This is a genomic window from Pseudomonas entomophila, assembly GCF_029478665.1.
GTDB classification, from domain to species: Bacteria; Pseudomonadota; Gammaproteobacteria; order Pseudomonadales; family Pseudomonadaceae; genus Aquipseudomonas; species Aquipseudomonas entomophila_F.
In genome coordinates, this window is the sequence record NZ_JARPQB010000023.1 from 1 (window position 1) to 15,051 (window position 15,051).

15 protein-coding genes are annotated in these 15,051 nt (G+C 66.2%); all 15 read right to left on the bottom strand.

Annotated elements, in window-relative coordinates; translation table 11 throughout:
- On the bottom strand, positions 1 to 385 hold a 385-nt coding region (locus tag P5705_RS13320; RefSeq protein WP_277461303.1), incomplete at its 3' end, for a hypothetical protein.
- An 88-nt stretch (positions 386 to 473) separates the two neighbouring features.
- The gene (locus P5705_RS13325) at positions 474 to 1,013 is read right to left on the bottom strand and encodes a hypothetical protein (RefSeq protein ID WP_277461304.1); all 540 of its coding nucleotides are present in this window, start codon (positions 1,011 to 1,013) and stop codon (positions 474 to 476) included.
- 52 nt (positions 1,014 to 1,065) lie between these two features.
- A complete protein-coding gene (locus P5705_RS13330) occupies positions 1,066 to 1,629 on the bottom strand; it encodes a GNAT family N-acetyltransferase (protein ID WP_213659668.1) in 564 nt (187 codons plus the stop codon).
- A 92-nt stretch (positions 1,630 to 1,721) separates the two neighbouring features.
- Positions 1,722 to 3,128: a pyridoxal phosphate-dependent decarboxylase family protein gene (locus P5705_RS13335; protein WP_277461305.1), complete on the bottom strand. Its 1,407-nt coding sequence runs from the start codon at positions 3,126 to 3,128 to the stop codon at positions 1,722 to 1,724.
- Positions 3,129 to 3,257: 129 nt separating this feature from the next.
- Positions 3,258 to 4,094, bottom strand: coding sequence for an ABC transporter substrate-binding protein (locus tag P5705_RS13340; RefSeq protein WP_277461306.1), 837 nt, complete (start codon positions 4,092 to 4,094; stop codon positions 3,258 to 3,260).
- A complete protein-coding gene (locus P5705_RS13345; RefSeq protein WP_277461307.1) occupies positions 4,091 to 6,094 on the bottom strand; it encodes a class I tRNA ligase family protein in 2,004 nt (667 codons plus the stop codon). The genes P5705_RS13340 and P5705_RS13345 overlap by 4 nt, the downstream gene beginning before the upstream one ends.
- A gap of 11 nt (positions 6,095 to 6,105) precedes the next feature.
- Positions 6,106 to 7,176, bottom strand: a complete 1,071-nt coding sequence (locus tag P5705_RS13350) for an NAD(P)/FAD-dependent oxidoreductase (RefSeq protein ID WP_277461308.1) — start codon at positions 7,174 to 7,176, stop codon at positions 6,106 to 6,108.
- Positions 7,160 to 8,479, bottom strand: a complete 1,320-nt coding sequence (locus P5705_RS13355) for a lysine N(6)-hydroxylase/L-ornithine N(5)-oxygenase family protein (protein WP_277461309.1) — start codon at positions 8,477 to 8,479, stop codon at positions 7,160 to 7,162. Before P5705_RS13355 ends, P5705_RS13350 begins: the two co-directional genes overlap by 17 nt.
- 106 nt (positions 8,480 to 8,585) lie before the next feature.
- Positions 8,586 to 9,581 carry a hypothetical protein gene (locus tag P5705_RS13360; protein WP_277461310.1) on the bottom strand — a complete coding sequence of 332 codons (996 nt, stop codon included), beginning with the start codon at positions 9,579 to 9,581 and terminating at the stop codon, positions 8,586 to 8,588.
- Complete coding sequence (locus P5705_RS13365) at positions 9,581 to 10,306, bottom strand: SDR family oxidoreductase (RefSeq protein WP_277461311.1); 726 nt, start codon at positions 10,304 to 10,306, stop codon at positions 9,581 to 9,583. Before P5705_RS13365 ends, P5705_RS13360 begins: the two co-directional genes overlap by 1 nt.
- Before the next feature lie 26 nt (positions 10,307 to 10,332).
- On the bottom strand, positions 10,333 to 11,034 hold the full coding sequence (locus P5705_RS13370; protein WP_277461312.1) for an SDR family oxidoreductase: 702 nt from the start codon (positions 11,032 to 11,034) through the stop codon (positions 10,333 to 10,335).
- Positions 11,031 to 11,753, bottom strand: a complete 723-nt coding sequence (locus P5705_RS13375; RefSeq protein ID WP_277461313.1) for an HAD family hydrolase — start codon at positions 11,751 to 11,753, stop codon at positions 11,031 to 11,033. Before P5705_RS13375 ends, P5705_RS13370 begins: the two co-directional genes overlap by 4 nt.
- A gap of 6 nt (positions 11,754 to 11,759) precedes the next feature.
- Entirely contained in the window at positions 11,760 to 12,782 is a 1,023-nt protein-coding gene (locus P5705_RS13380; RefSeq protein WP_277461314.1) for a homocitrate synthase, read from the bottom strand.
- Positions 12,779 to 13,159, bottom strand: coding sequence for an L-rhamnose mutarotase (locus P5705_RS13385; RefSeq protein ID WP_277461315.1), 381 nt, complete (start codon positions 13,157 to 13,159; stop codon positions 12,779 to 12,781). The genes P5705_RS13380 and P5705_RS13385 overlap by 4 nt, the downstream gene beginning before the upstream one ends.
- A 14-nt stretch (positions 13,160 to 13,173) precedes the next feature.
- Entirely contained in the window at positions 13,174 to 14,085 is a 912-nt protein-coding gene (locus P5705_RS13390; protein WP_213659658.1) for a dihydrodipicolinate synthase family protein, read from the bottom strand.
- Between the last annotated feature and the right edge of the window lie 966 nt (positions 14,086 to 15,051).

Sequence of the window (15,051 nt, forward strand, 5' to 3'; positions counted from 1 at the left end):
CCTTCCAGCACCACCAGGCCTGCCCCACGCAGAACACCATGAACGCCAGCAGCCACAGGTAGAACCCGGCACCGAACCCGGTCACATCCTGGAAGGCATAGCTCTGGTTGTCCGGCAACCGGGTGATGCCAAAGCTGCTGGCCGCCAGGTACAGCGCCAGCAAACCGCTGACGAGCGCCAACCGCCGGAAGCGCCGATGGGCAAGGATCGCCAGCGCCAGCAGCGGATTGGCGAACCACTGGTGCAGCCCGAAGGCGATGCCCCAGGGGCCGTACAGCACCATCTGCAACGCCGGCATGTGCCGCCCGGCGCCCATCAGGGCACCGTCGAAAGCCAGGCTCAGCAGATACAGGGCCAGGCTGGTGGTCAGGTAGAAAGCGGGCAAGTGAGGCACCTGGTGAAAACGGACAGAGTGCGACCTTATCCCAGCCTGCCCCCTGTATCCAAACCCGATGGCGAGACACGGCGCACCTTCAGCCTGCCTCTGCCGGCTCGATCGCCTCGGCATGACTGGTCGGCTGGACGCGCAGGCTCGGCATCTGCGTCCCCGCATAGATCGTCGCCACCAGGGCCACGATCAGCACGCCATCGAACCAGCGCCAGCGCGGGACATCCATTGCCGCGTGCACCTTCCGGCACCACCAGGCCTGCCCGGCGCAGAACACCAGGATCGCCAGTGTCCACAGATAGTAGCCGGCGCCAAAGCCGGTCAGGGGCAGGAAGTCATAGCTGCGGTTGTCCGGCACCCGCTCGATGCCCAGGCAGCTGAGCGCCAGGCCCAGCGCGATCACCCCGGCGCCGAGCGCCAGCCGGCGAAAACGCCGATGGGCGAGTACCGCCAGCCCCAACAGCGGGTTGGCGAACCACTGGTATTGCCCGAAGGCGATCCCCCAAGGGCCCATGAGGAGGATTTGCAACGCCGGCATATGCCCGTCGGCGCCCATCAGGATTCCGTCGAAACACAGGCACAGCAAGAACAGCAACAGCGTGAACGTCACATGGAAAGCAGGCAAAGCGAAGGCTCCATCCAACATCAGAAAAGCGCGTCCATGACGCAATCGGGCATCAGGCCACAGGCGGTTCGAGCAGCAACCCGTAGAGCCCCGAATCGGACAACTCCCCCGCCACGCACCAGCGCGCGCGCAAAGTGCCTTCGAGCACGAAGCCCTGGCGTTCGAGGGTGCGCGCCGAGCCCAGGTTGCGCGGGTCGATCTCCGCCTCCAGGCGACGCAGGTGCAGGGTATGGGCGAGGTAGTCGATGAAACAGGTCAGGGCCTCGTCCATATAGCCCCGGCCCTGGGCGGACTTGGCCAGGCAGTAGCCGATCTCGCCACGGCGCGAACCCTCCTCCAGGTTGAACAGCTGGACCATGCCGATCAGCTCGCCGTTGTCGCGGCGGTACATGCCCAGCTTGAGCATCTGGCCGGCGGCATAGGCTTCGCGGTCGGCGGCCAGGGCGCTTTCGGCCTCGGCCAGGGTCTGCCAGGGGGCGTGGTACCAGTAACGCATCACTTCCGGGTCGGCCATGATGGTCAGCCACTGCTGCGCATCGCCATGGCGCATGGGGCGCAGCTGCAGGCGTGGGCTGTCGAGGCACAGGTCGCTGGGGAAACTGCGGGGGTGAGGCACGCCGGGACTCCTGTCCGATTGTGGGGAAGGTGACAGTCTAGCGTCAGCGCCGGGGCTGGCATAGCCGCCCCGGCAAGACTCACCCGCGCGCCCTACAACCCCGCCAGCAGACGCTCGCAGCGCGCCTCGTCGAGGCCGGTGTTCATGATGCACAGGCGCATCACCGTTTCTCCCTGCCAACGCGTCGACACCACCAAGGCAATACCTTCACGCAGGCAGTCCCGCGCCCAGGCGTCGTACTCGGCCGCCTGCCAGCCGCGGCGCTTGAACAGGATCACGCTCAGCCCCGATGCCTCGATCAGTTCCAGCCGAGGGTGCCTGGCAATGCGCTGGCGCACGCTGTCGGTCAGCGCCAGGATACGCTCCAGGGTGTGCCGGTACATGTCGCTGCCATGCACCACCAGCGAGAACCACAACGGCACGCCCCGTGCGCGGCGGGAGAGATGAAACGCATAGTGCATGGGGTTGAACTGCTGCGACTCGTTGATCTGGTCCAGGTAGGACGCATCCTGGGTGAAGGCCGCCATTGCCTGTTGCGGCTGCGCATACAGCAGCGCACAACAGTCATAGGGCACGAACAGACCTTTGTGCGGGTCGATGATCAGCGAGTCGGCCAGCTCGATGCCCTGGAACTGCGGGCGCACCTGCGGGACGCAGAGAAATGCGCCGCCGTAGGCGGCATCGACGTGGAACCAGATGCCCTGCCGACGGGCGATGGCACCTACGCCCGGCAGGTCGTCGATCTGCCCTGCGTTGGTCGAGCCGGCCACCGCGACGATTGCCACGACCTGCTCCAACCGACCATCGGCAGCCAACTCACCCAAGGTCTGCTGCAACCCCGCTGCGCTCATTCGCCCCTGTTCATCACAGGCCACGTCGACCCTTTCAAGGTCCAGCAGCCCGGCACTGACGTCGATCGAGGCATGGGCCGCCAGGCCCGCCAGCACTAGTCCGCCGCGCCGCCCCGTGCGCTCGCGGTAGCGTTGCCGGGCGGCCGCCAGCGCGGAGAAGTTGCCGGCCGTTCCACCACTGACGAAACAGCCGCCCGCCTCGCCCGGCAGCTGCGCCAGATCGGCCAGCCAGCGCAAGGCCTGGTTCTCGGCCCAGATCAGCCCGGCGCCCCCCAGCCAGCCGGAGCCGATCATGCCAGTGGCCGACAGCAGCCCATCCATCAGCGCGGCGGCCGGGGTCGGCGCGGAACCGATGTAGGCGAGATAGCCGGGATGGTCGGTGGGCACGCCCTGCTGTGCCAGCAGGCTGCCGAACACATCGAGCGCGGCAGGTAGCCCCAGCCCGGCCGCGCTGATGGGGTGGCCGACGCGCTGCTCGACGGCGTGGCTGATGGCCGACGCTTCGTCCGGGGCCGACAGCTCGCCCCGTGGTCGGCTCAGCGCCTGGCGCAGCGCTTCCAGCATCAGGTCGATATCGCCGGCGGCGAGGTTGCCCTCGCCGATGGTGGGTAGAAGCCGTGGCGGGTCCATGGCGATTGGTTTGCGCATTTGCATGTCCAAAGTGTCCTGCTTGGTGAGGGTCCAGGCCGACTGCCTCTGTAGGAGCGGCTTTAGCCGCGATGCAGGCACCGCGGTGTATGGCACCCGCGTTGCGGGTGATCGCGGCTGAAGCCGCTCCTACAAAGGCCGGGCCAAATGCTGGGTCAATTCAATGGGGTATTCGCGCCGCACCATGCGGTAGTCGGCGTGCCGGTACTGGCGCTGGTCGAAGTCGGGGTGGGCCTGCAGGTAACCGGCCAGGTCGTGACCACCCGCCCGCGCCGCCTCGACCAGGCGCAGCGCCAGGCCCACGCACTCACCGAAGTCCGGCGTGGCGTGGGGGCACAGCGTCACCACGCCGGAGCCCGCCAGCAGGCTGTCGAACTCGTCGATCAGGCAATCGTCGGGTACCAGGTAGACCGCGCCGGGCTGGGCGCGGCGATGGATCTCCCGCGCCACGGCCACGTGCGAGCCCATCAAGGCGTGGACCACCGGCCCGGCACTCGACGCGGCCCTCTCGCCCCCCCCTTCGCCAAGCGCCCCGGCCAACCGCTCGCCATAGGCCCCCGGCTGCGCCCAGGGCGGCTCGACCCGCCCGGCATGCCGGGCGAGGTACTCGAGCATCACCGCCACCTGCCGCGTTTCACTGGCACACAAGCGCCAGGCGCCCACGGCATGGCACAGGTCGGGCGCCGTGGCGGCGGGCAACAGCAGCGGCACGCCGGCCGCCTGGTAGAGGCGCCCGGCCACCCGGGCACATTCGCTGTTGAAGTGGCCGACCACCACCTCCACGCCGGCATCGAGCAGGTAGCGTGCGGCCACCTCCGCCATGGCCGGGTCGGCACCGTCGTCCGCCCACAGCAGTGGCAAGGTCGTGCCTTCGGCGGCTCGCCGCAGCCACTGCCCATAGGCCGCGCGCGGGCCGCTCAGCGGCCCGACGATACCCACTGGGCGCAATGACGAGCCCCGGCTCATCCCGCCCGCCCTGGCATCAGTTGCGCCAGCGCCTCAGGCGACAGCTTGGGCAGCTCCAGCGTGGCGCCCTGGGCCAGTACGTGATTGCCGGCGAAGAACGTGCAGGCCTGGGCCGCGTCGTTGGCCTGCGCCTCGATGTTCAGCACCTCGTTCAGTTGGCGGCTCACCCCTGGCATCAACGGGGCGGTGGCATGGGCCAGCCAACGTGCGGTGAGCGCCAGCAGCGCCACGGCGGTGCGTGCATGGTTGGACAAGGGTTGCCCGGGCGCCAGCAGGTGTTCCTGCGCCAGGCCGAAGCGCCAGGCCCGGTCGATCACCTGGGCGACCTGCTCGGCCATGCGTCGTGGCGAGTAGGTCTGGGTCGCCGCCGCCTGCCGGTAGCCCGCCATCCATTGCATCAGCTCGCCGTGATAGATCTTCTGGTCGCTCAGCCAGGCACCGGACTCAGGCACCTGGCCCCCCTGCCGGGCGACATGCTGCTGCAGGCGCTGCACCCAGTGGGTCAGCTTGTCGGCGAACAGGTCGTTGATCCGCTCGCAGACCTGGTCCACGGTGAAGTTGGTCCTCACCCCCTCGGGCCGCGTCAGCATCAGCGCCATGCGGGCATAATCCGCACCGGCCTCGGTGAGGAAGTCCTTGCCCCAGATCAGATGGCGGCGGCTGGTGGAGAACTTGCTGCCGTTGAGGTCGAGCAGTTCGTTGACCACATGGTGGCGCGGTGGCGTCAGCCCCAGTGCCAGGTACACCGCCGGGAACAGCAGGGTGTGGTAGTAGGCATTGTCGAAACCGTAGCAGTGGACGATGTCCATGGCGCCCGAGTAGCGCTGCGCGGCCCTGGCCATGCGGTCGCCGTCCGCGCCCGGCAGTTCGCTGGCGGCCCACAGGTAACCGAAGGCCATCTCGAACCAGACGTACACCACCTGGTCCTGCATCCCCGGCAGGCGATGGCGGATGCCCCAGTCGCTGCGGTGGCTGATGCAGATATCCGGCAGCCCTTGGCTCAGCATGGTGTGGCACAGCTGGTAGACATGCGCCGGCATGTTCGCCGTCTGCACATAGCTGGCCAGCTCATCGGCCAACGCGCTCAGGCGGAAGAACAAGCGTGTCTCGATCTTCAGTTGCGGCTGCCGGCCATCCTGCTTGACCCGCGGCTGGGTCAGGTCGACGCACTGGTTCGGCTGGCCACAGGCTTCGCAGGCATTGCCATCGCTGCTCTCGCCACAATGCGGGCAACCGCCGTGGATGAAGGCTTCGTGCAGCGCGTTGCCCTGGTTGTCGACGAACACCGGGGTGTCCTTGGCATAGATCAGCCCCTGGTCGTACAGGCGCTGCAGGTAATGGTGGACGAAGTCGGCATACTCACCCTGGTTGTCCGGGGTGATGAAAAAGTCCATGTCGATGCCGTAGCCCTGCCAGGTCTCGCGGATCGCCTCGGCGTAGTGGTCGGCGCACTCGCTGGGGCTGAACCCTTCCCGGGCCGCGCAGGTCACCACGTAGGTCTGGTTGTCGTCGCGGCCGCTGCCGTAGAACACCTGCGCGCCCGCGCCGGCCAGCACGCGCTTGAGCACATCGCCGGCAATATAAGGGCCCGACAGGTGCCCCAGGTGCAGGTCGCCATTGGGGGTGGGCGGGGTGGCGAAGATCAGCGTGTCGAGCACCGGCTCCGCCTCGACCGGATTCACCTGCCCGGCATCCCAGTACAGCGAGTGGAACTGCAACGGCTCGCTGGCGCTCAGGTTGCGAATGGTATGGGGCTCGAAACGCTGGCAGTGAACCGCGTCGCCGGCGTGCACTTCGAGCACCTCCTGGGCGGTGCGCACCAGACCATGGCCCGCGGTGAAGACGAACAGCTCGTCCTCGAAGTGGTTGTGCGGCTGGCTCTCCTGCCCCGGCGCCAGCGTGCAGCCCATCAGGTTGATATTGGTGCCTTCAAGATCAACGGCACGCGAGTCGACGTTGTAGAAGCGCTTGGCCGGCGCGAACATGCTGATTTTTTTCATTGTTCTGGTCTCTATCCTTGAGTGATCACACGGGCAAGACACATGGCGGCGTAAGGCGCCATCTTGAAGCCACCGCCACTGAAGCCCGACGCCACCAGCACACCGCCAGGCAACCCGGGCTGCTCGCCGAGCAGGGCGATGGGTTGTTCGCTGTAGCAGTCGCTGTGGCACAGCGCGCCTTCGGCACTGGCCGTGCGCAGCCAGGGGAAACGCCGCTCGCCGCGTTCACGGGTTAGTTGCGCGTGCGCCGGGCTGGCCGCGGCATAGGCCTGGCTGGCCGACACCCGCAGGCCGGTGGGGGTGCCCACGTAGAAGCCGCCGGTCAGCGGGCACCAGCGCCCGTTGAGGTCGTTGACGTCATCGATGAAGCACGGGGCCGTGGCCAGCGCGGCGGGCCCTTTGAAGCGGGTGACCTGGATGTGCTGGTTCCACAGGCCGAAGGCATCGCCAAAGTGGCGCGCGAGGAAGTCAGGGGTGCCATTGCCCATGGCCAGCACCACATGCCCGGCCTCGAACGCACCACTGGAGGTCTCCACGCCGGCCACCCGGCCGCCGCTGCCATCGACCCGTAAGCCGTGCAGGGTGACCGCGTCCTGGTAGACACCGCCCAGCGCGATACCGGCCCTGACCAGGTACTCCAGGGTCGGCCTGGCGTCCATGTAGCCCGACCCAGGTTCGAGCAGCGCCAGTTCGGCGTTGATCGGCAATGCCGGGAAACGCGCGGCCAGCGCCTGGGCATCGAGCAGTTCGGCGCCGATGCCCTCCTCCGCCAGCCAACCGTGCATGCGGTCCAGATCGGGTACTTCGGCGAAGTGCAGATAGCCCGTACGAGCGAACGGCACCCGCCCCTGCGAGGCTGCACTCAGTCGCTGGTAGAAGCGGTAACCCTCGGCCGCCGCCGCCGTGGCTTCGCGCGAGGCGTGGGTGACCCGCACGATGCAGCCCGACGCGCCGGTGATGCCGCAGGCCAGTTGTTTCTCGTCGAGCAGCAGGCAGCGCTTGCCCGCCTGGCTCAGCACATGGAAGCAGGTCGCACCGACGATACCTGCGCCCACGATGATCACATCAAACGGCTTTTTCATACTGCCTGTGCCTCAAGGTGGTCTTCAGGTCACCGACGATTTCGCCGGCACGGATGGCCATGTTGGAGATCAGCGTCGCGCTCAGCCCGTGGGAGCCCTCGGCGACACCGGTGGAATACAGCAACGGTGCGGCCTCGCCCTTGAAGGCCAGGCGGTAATGGCGCGACAGCTGCGCACCGCCCTCCTCCTTGACCAGCCGCGACGCCAACGGCGCGCACAGCAGGTCGGCGATATTGCGCGGGCGGAAGCCCGTGGCGCACACCAGGTAGTCACAGTGGACCTGGCGCGCCTCGCCGCTCAGTTGCCGATCGAACGTCACCTGCAGCCCATTGCCCTGCGCCTGCACCTTCTGGAACCGGCTCAGGCGCTCCAGGGTCAGGCGCTGCTGGCCGCTGACTTCGTCGTCGTACCATTGGCGGTAGAGCTTCTCGATCAGCGCCAGGTCGACCGCGGCGTAGTTGGTGGAGGCATGGGTGCGCAGCACGTGCTTGCGCACATGGGCCGGCGCCGCATGGAATCCGTCCACGGCCTCGGCATCGAAGATCTCGTTGACGAACGGGCTGTCGTCGGCGGGGGTGTAGCCATAACGGGCGTGGATCGCCGTCACCTTCAACGCCGGGTAGGTCTCGAGCAGGTACTCCACCGCCTCGGCGGCGCTTTGCCCGCCGCCGACCACCACGCAATGGCCGTCCGCCGGCAAGTCGGCGTCCTGCAGCCGCGCCAGCAGGTGATGCACATGGGTGACGCGCTCACCGGGCTGGACATCGTCCGGCATCTGCGGCTCCAGCCCCAGCGAATGCACCACCGAACGGGTCAGCATCGAGGTGGTGGTATCGCCGACCTGCATCTCGACCCGGAACAGCGGCGCGCCGTCGTCCGCCACGCCGCCTTCGGCGATGCGCAGCACCCGGTGGCCATAGAACACCTGCTCGCTGAACTCGGCCGCGCACCAGCTCAGGTAGTCATGGAACTCCACGCGCCCGGGAAAGAAGTCCTTCTTGTTGCAGAACGCCGCGATACGGCCCTTGCTGTGCAGGTAGTTGACGAAGGTGAAGTGGCTGCGCGGGTTGCGGAAGCTGACCAGGTCCTTCAAGAACGACACCTGCATGGTGGCGTTCTTGAACAACATGCCTTTGTGCCAGGCAAAGCCTGGGGCGCTGTCGACGAAGGCTACCGACAGCTCCGGGGCCAGCTCCTGCAGGGCGATGGCCAGCGAAATGTTCGACGGGCCGAAGCCAATGCCCACCACGTCATGTACCTTGCGCTCGCAAGGGCTTCTGGCCACATCTGTTGCAAAACTCATGTGAACTCCCTTTCTACTGAATTTCAGGCTGAGCGGGGCCACGGGGTCGTCATCCACGATGACGGCCCCGGGCGGTCCGGTTAGGGTGTTGCAAAGTGCCTGCGGGCTAGTCGAACTCGAACGCGTCGGCCAGGTTGAGCGCCTGCAGCCGGGCGATATCCTCCTCCAGCACCGACAGGCTGCGATGACGCAGGAATACGGTGCAGCCATAGGTGGTGCCATCGGTGGTCATCGCCATGTACTCACCCAGCGGCGGCGCGACGAAGTAGTGGCTGAAACTGGCCAGGCCACGCACCTCCCGGTCGAAGCGAAACGCTTTGACACGCCCCGGGCGGGTCACCACGAAGGAGTAGTCCGCCACCGGTTGTTCCGCGCCGGCGCCGATGCGCGGCAACTGGCGCCAGCTGTCTTCCTGGGAAGGCCAGCCCCCCAGCCGGCACAGCTCGGGCAATGGCGTGCTGGCCAGGCGCGGCGACAGCTTGACCAGCCGTGGCCCATGCTGGGTGACCACCACTTCGGCATGCAGCGGGCCGTGCACCATGCCCAGCCCGCGGGCCACGGCAGCCAGCCGTGGCACCAGGCCGTCGGGCAGCCGGGACGTGGGCAGGCTGGTAACTGCGGTGAGAATCCTGCGGCCTTCCAGGTCCAGGGTGTAGCAGTGCCAGGCATCGCTGACGATGAACTGCCCCTGGGCGAACACACCATTGATGAACAGCGGCTCGCCCGGCTCGTGCTCATGCAGCAGGAACGGCCCCGACACGCCCTGCATCGCCACCGCCAGCGCCGGCGCGTCGATGCCACCAAGCCCAAGCAGCAACGCCGAGCCTCGCGACGCCGGCGAAAGCGACGGGCGCACCACCCAGGTCTGCCCGGCATCGCCCGGCAATGCGTGCAACGACGCCAACGGCTGCGCGCTGAAAGCCAGGCCTGGGTCGAGCCGGCTGACCGCGCGATGCTGCGCGCATTTGTCGTAGAACACCGCCGGATCGCAATCGGCGCTGAAGTAGCCAGCGGCGATGTTGGCGGCCATGACCTGGCGCAATTGCTGGTCATCGGCCGCCAACTGATACGCCACCGGCGCCTGGGCGTTGGCCGCGCGCATCACGTCAGGTCCTGCCGGGTCGGACCACGGAAATGCACCGCGTCGATATGGCAGCTGCGCGGCTGGGCCAGCACGAAGCGCATGGTTTCCCAGATGGAGCGCCCGTTGAGCAGGCGACCTGCCGGGTCGACGGTTTCATCAAGGCTGGTCACCTCGAAGTCGGGCGGGTAGAAACCGGTGACCCGAATGCCTTCCGCCGCCAAGTGGTGGGTCATGTTCTGGCAGAAGCCGCTCATGCCATGCTTGGCCGCGAAGAACGCCGGGTGGGCGACGGAGTTGGTGAACTGCGGCACGCCGCACACCGAGACCATCGCCATGATGTCCGCCGCGCCAGAGCGGCGCAGGCTGGGCAGCAGGGCCCGGGTCAGGGTGATCGAGCCGGTCAGCCCGGAATTGATGGTGCTGACGATCTCTTCATCGCTGTCACCCTCGCCCAACGGCCCTTCGAGCCACTGCGCGGCACTGAGCACCAGGATATCCACCGGCCGCTCGTCGGCCTGCAACTGCTCGGCGAACGCACGCACCGAGCGGGCGTCGGCGATGTCGCAGGCATAGGCACGGGCCGAGCCGCCTTCGCCCTGGATGATCTCGCAGGTGGCGCGGGCGCTGTCCAGCTGGCGCGCGCACAGGTCCACATGGGCGCCCTCGCGGGCCAGCCAGACCGAAACCGCCTGGCCGAAATCACGGCCACCCCCGGTGACCACTACACGTTTGTTCTTCAGCATTGTCTGCTTCCCTGTCATGAAATCCGTCAACAGCCGGGGTGCGGCACCGTGCGGCTGCCCGAGAGCTTTTGCCCATGCAGCTGGTCGACGATGTAGTCCGCGGCATGCTCGGCCCACAGCCCTGGGGCGATGTACTGCGTGTGGTCATCCGGCAGGCACTGGGCGAGCATCTTGGTGTTCACCCCGTTGCCTGGGTCCAGCGCCACCGCGTGCAAGCCCTCCGGCAGGTCGGCGCTGAGCGAACCGATCAGCCCCTCCACCGCGAATTTGCTCGCGCAGTACGGGCCGAGCCCCCAGGACGCCGAACGCCCCCAGCCGGAGCTGATGGCGACGAACAGGCCCTGGCCACGGTCGAGCATCGCCGGCAGGAAAGCGTGCAGCGTGTTGACCACGCCCAGCACATTGACCTCCATCACCTGCGCCCACTCCGCCTGGCTGATTTCCCAGGCCGGCTTGCGCGCATTGATCACCCCGGCATTGCACACCACGATGTCCATCGCCCCCTCGCGGCATGCCGCTTCGGCGAAGCGCCGCATGTCTTCGGGCACCGCCACCGAAGCACTGAACAGTGCCGGGTTGGCCTGGGCCGCCGGCGCGGCCTCGGCCGACAGCTGGCAGCCGAACACCTGGTGGCCGCGGGCGGCCAGCGCCTGGCTCAAGGCCAACCCCAAGCCACGGCTCACACCAGTGATGGCGATGCGCAGCGGCCGCTGCGTGGTTGTGTTCATGATTCCTCCTTGATCGTTTGGCTGCTCACGCAAAAGCGCGATACAGCGTTGTCCGCCAGCAGGTTGGGCACCTCACCGCCCCAGTGGCCCTCAGGCCAGCTGGCGCTGAGGGTCGAGCGCGTGATCAGCGCATGCCCGCTGACAAAGATGAACGGCACCTTGCAGGCGATGGCGGCCTCGGCGTCGGCGCTGGCATCACCGAGGAACACGGCTTGCGCGGCACTGCAGTCGTACTGCTCGAGCAGCGCGTTGATCGCCGCGATCTTGGTCACCGGCGAACCCACCACCCGCGCCAGCAGCCGATCCATCCCGCACTCGGCCAGCGCGGCATTGATCTCCGCCTCCACGCCGCCGCTGACCACCGTGCAGATGACCCCACGGGCCGCCAGCCGGGCGAGCAGGTGCGGTGCGCCCGCCACCGCCGGCGAGTACCGATAGTGCGTTTGCAGGTACTGCTCGTAGCGGTCGATGCTCGCCGCCACGAAGTCTTCCTCCTGGGCCACCCCGATCACGCGCTGGAAGGCTTCGAAGTGCCAGCGCCGCGGGCGACCGAAGTTGAGCCGGAAGCTGTCCTTGCAGCGCTCACGCAGCACCGCCGGGTAGGCGGCCAGGGCGTGATCGACCGCGGCCAGCTTCACCCCGTTGGAGTCGAGCAGCACACCGTCACAGTCGAAGAACACCAACTTGCAGTCCGCCAGCAGTTCACCGAGTTTGACCATGTTCGTTCACCGGTAGTGGCTGAGAATGCCCGCGTCGAACTTGTGCGCCCCGGCATGCCCGGCGATCTTGCCGAGGATGTCGATACGCTCCAGGCCCGTCAGCGGCGTGCCTTCGAACAGGCGCTGGGCATAGGTCGGGTGCACGTTGTGCCTGGCCTGGCTGCGGTAGGTGGGCGAGTAGCCCCAGTTCGCCGTGAGCCTGAGCGGTTCGATGTGCTCCGCCAGGAACGCCTCGCACTCGGCCATTTCCCGTGTCCCCGACTTCAGCAGGCCGAGGGTTTCGGTCGGCGCGTTGCCGGCCCCCCGGCCGATCCCGGCGAAGGTGCCGTCGGCATGCCGGGCGCCTGCGTCCAGCGCCGCCTGGGTGTTGGCGACCGCCAGGCCATAGTTGTCGTGGGCATGGAAACCCAGCGGCAACGGGGTCAGCTCACGCGCCTGGCTGAACAGGCGATGCACCTGCTCGGGCAGCATGCGCCCGAAACTGTCGGCGAAATACAGCGCCGTGACTGGCTCGATGGCCAGGGCCGGCAGGTCATGGGCCAGTTGCTCCGGCGTCAGCTCGGCGGCCTGCATCAGGTTGATCATCACCGCCAGCTCCTGCCCCGCCAGCGCCTTGGCCAGCGCCAGGCTGCCCTCGAGCTGGCTGCTCATGGCCGCGATGCGCAGGATGGCGATGGGGAACGGCGAACGCCGGATCGCCGCCAGGATCACCTCGGCGACAGCCTGCACCGGCTGATCGAGGATACGCCAGGCATCGATCATCACCGCCGCGCGCATCGGCCCCAGGTCGACCTGCTGGCGCTGCACGTCGCTCAGCGACTCGGGCAATGCCTTGAATGACCCGAGGTGGCTGACCCCGGCGGCGGGGTCCAGGTTCAGGTAGCCCATCTCGACAATGTCCACGCCGGCGGCCTGGCACATACCGAAGTAGTGCCCGACCATGGCATCGGAAAACCGCCAGTCGGTCTGGAACCCGCCATCACGGAAGGTACAATCCATCAACACGAATGACTGGTTGTGCGCGGTCATTTTTGTTGGCCCGCCGTTTCCAGGGTCCAGTCGTACACCTGCTCCAGGCGCCACCAGTTGAGGTCGGTGCGGTTGCCTTCGATGCGCTTGAGCAGCGGGTTGTCGTCACCGTGCATGCGGTCGTCCCAGGCCTGGATCACCGGGTGCACCGACAGCGCGTGGGTAAAATCGCGCAGCGGGTCGAACTGATCGTGGGCTTCGACTTGCATGAACAAAGTGCGAGGCGGCAACAGGTAGATCGACATACGCTGCAAACCGATTTCACGCAGTACGCCGCGTTCACCGGAAATTTGCACGGGAACATCACGGTGCATGGCTTTATACAGTTCGGCGGCTTCGAGGCTGGTCAATTCAATGGAGAAACCAATACGTTTCATGAGTAACTTCCTTATTACTGGGTCACGAATTCGAAAAGTTGGTCGTAGACTTTTTCAACTTCTTTGAGGGTTTCCACATCCATGGTGAAATCCACGGGTGGGCGGATCAAGGTATTGCTCATCAACCGGCGGCGTTTGAGCAGGTGTTTCGACAACTGCAAGTAACAGTCGATGCTCGCCATCATGTGGCACATCAAGTAGGACAGCGGGTAGGCGATGGCCCGGGCGGTTCGCTCGTCGCCGGCCTGCAAGGCGCGCCACAGGGCCACGGTGATCTCGGCGATCTCGGTGGCCGGGATCACCCCCGCCAGGCCGCGCTGGTAGGTGTCGACCAGCATCATGCCGCCGTCGCCCTCGAAGATCCGTGCCTGGCCGCCAGTGGCGTCGCGCAGCAGCGAAACCTTGGGCGCGGTGGGCGCGGACTCGGGCTTGAACTGCACCTTCTGCGGGCCGAACGCCTTGAGCAGGCGGGCCTGCACGTCGATCGACAGCGGCCGCTTGGCCAGCGACTTGGCGTGGTGCACCAGCACCGGTATCTGCACGCTTTCGACGACATTGGCGAAGTAGGTGTACATCTGCTCGTCATCAAGCGCCCACATCGACGGGTGCATCACCAGCAGCGCGTCACAGCCGGCCTGTTCGGCCTGGCGCGAATATTCGATGGCCTGGGCGATGCTCTCGCCACCGGTGCTCATGATGGCCAGGCCCTTGTCGCCGGTCTGTTCGGCGATCAGCTCGGCCACGCGGAAGCGTTCAGTGGTGGTCAGCCGTGAAACCTCGGAAATCTGCCCGATGACCACGCCGTCGCAGCCGGTGTGCAGGATATGTTCGACCTGCAGGCGCAGGGCCGAGGTATCCAGGGAGAGGTCGTTGTTGTAAGGCAGGATGGCGACCGGAAGGACACCTTGGATGGGGAGTTGCGTCATGCCTGATATTCCTTATCAAAGTTTGACGTTAACAACTAGCAGACTCGCAACTTACACAACATGCGGCCACTCAGACGGCGCGTACGCCCTCTGTTTTTGGCCAGCATGCCTGGCGACCCGCAGCAAGGCGGATGCGTCTGAAAGTGTTAAGCGCAAGGCGTCGACTTTATTCGTAAAAGTCGGGTGTTCAACTACGGACTTATTCGGGAGTGCGGGGTATCCGTGCAACTTTCTCACTAGTTACTTGGTGCACGCCGAAGTCGGGGGCAAGTAAATGGCGGGGGGGATTTTTTGTCGATCCAGCATTTGTATCAAAATAATACAAATATGAATTTACAAAGACACACACGTTAAAACTGTTTTCTATATTTCAGGTTGTTTCAGACATGTAACTGGATTTAAATGTTTCGATGTCCGCAAAAGCGCCGTGCTAGAGCGCTTACAAGGAAAGGTTTCGCACCTGGTATGCATTTGAAGCCCAAGGGCAATGACAGATCTGCTGAACGAATGAATCCAAAGGGCCTGAATTTAGCGCTCACAGTTCATTCATTTGACTATGTGAAGAAAAGTTCGCCGTTAGTAGGGGCTTGACTTGCTTGAAGTTGGGCGGCTGGCCCACTCTCGTGCCGGCTGGCATCTACGGTTGCACGCGGTACCTGTAGGAGCGGATTCATCCGCGAACTACGGTTGCGCGCGGTACCTGTAGGAGCGGATTCATCCGCGAAGCAGGCGCCGCGGTGTCTGGCACCGGCCTTGCCGGTGTTCGCCAGCAAAGCTGGCTCCTACGGTTGCGCGCGGTACCTGTAGGGCCACCGGATGCCCGCCGCGATTCTTGCAGCGCCTATAAGATCGCGCGCCGCCCGCGCGGCGCATCGCGGATGAATCCGCTCCTACATTTGTTGCAACGTGCCGCACCTGCCAGGCCATGGTTGCCAGCCTTGGCGCATGGCGTGAGCCGGACGGTGC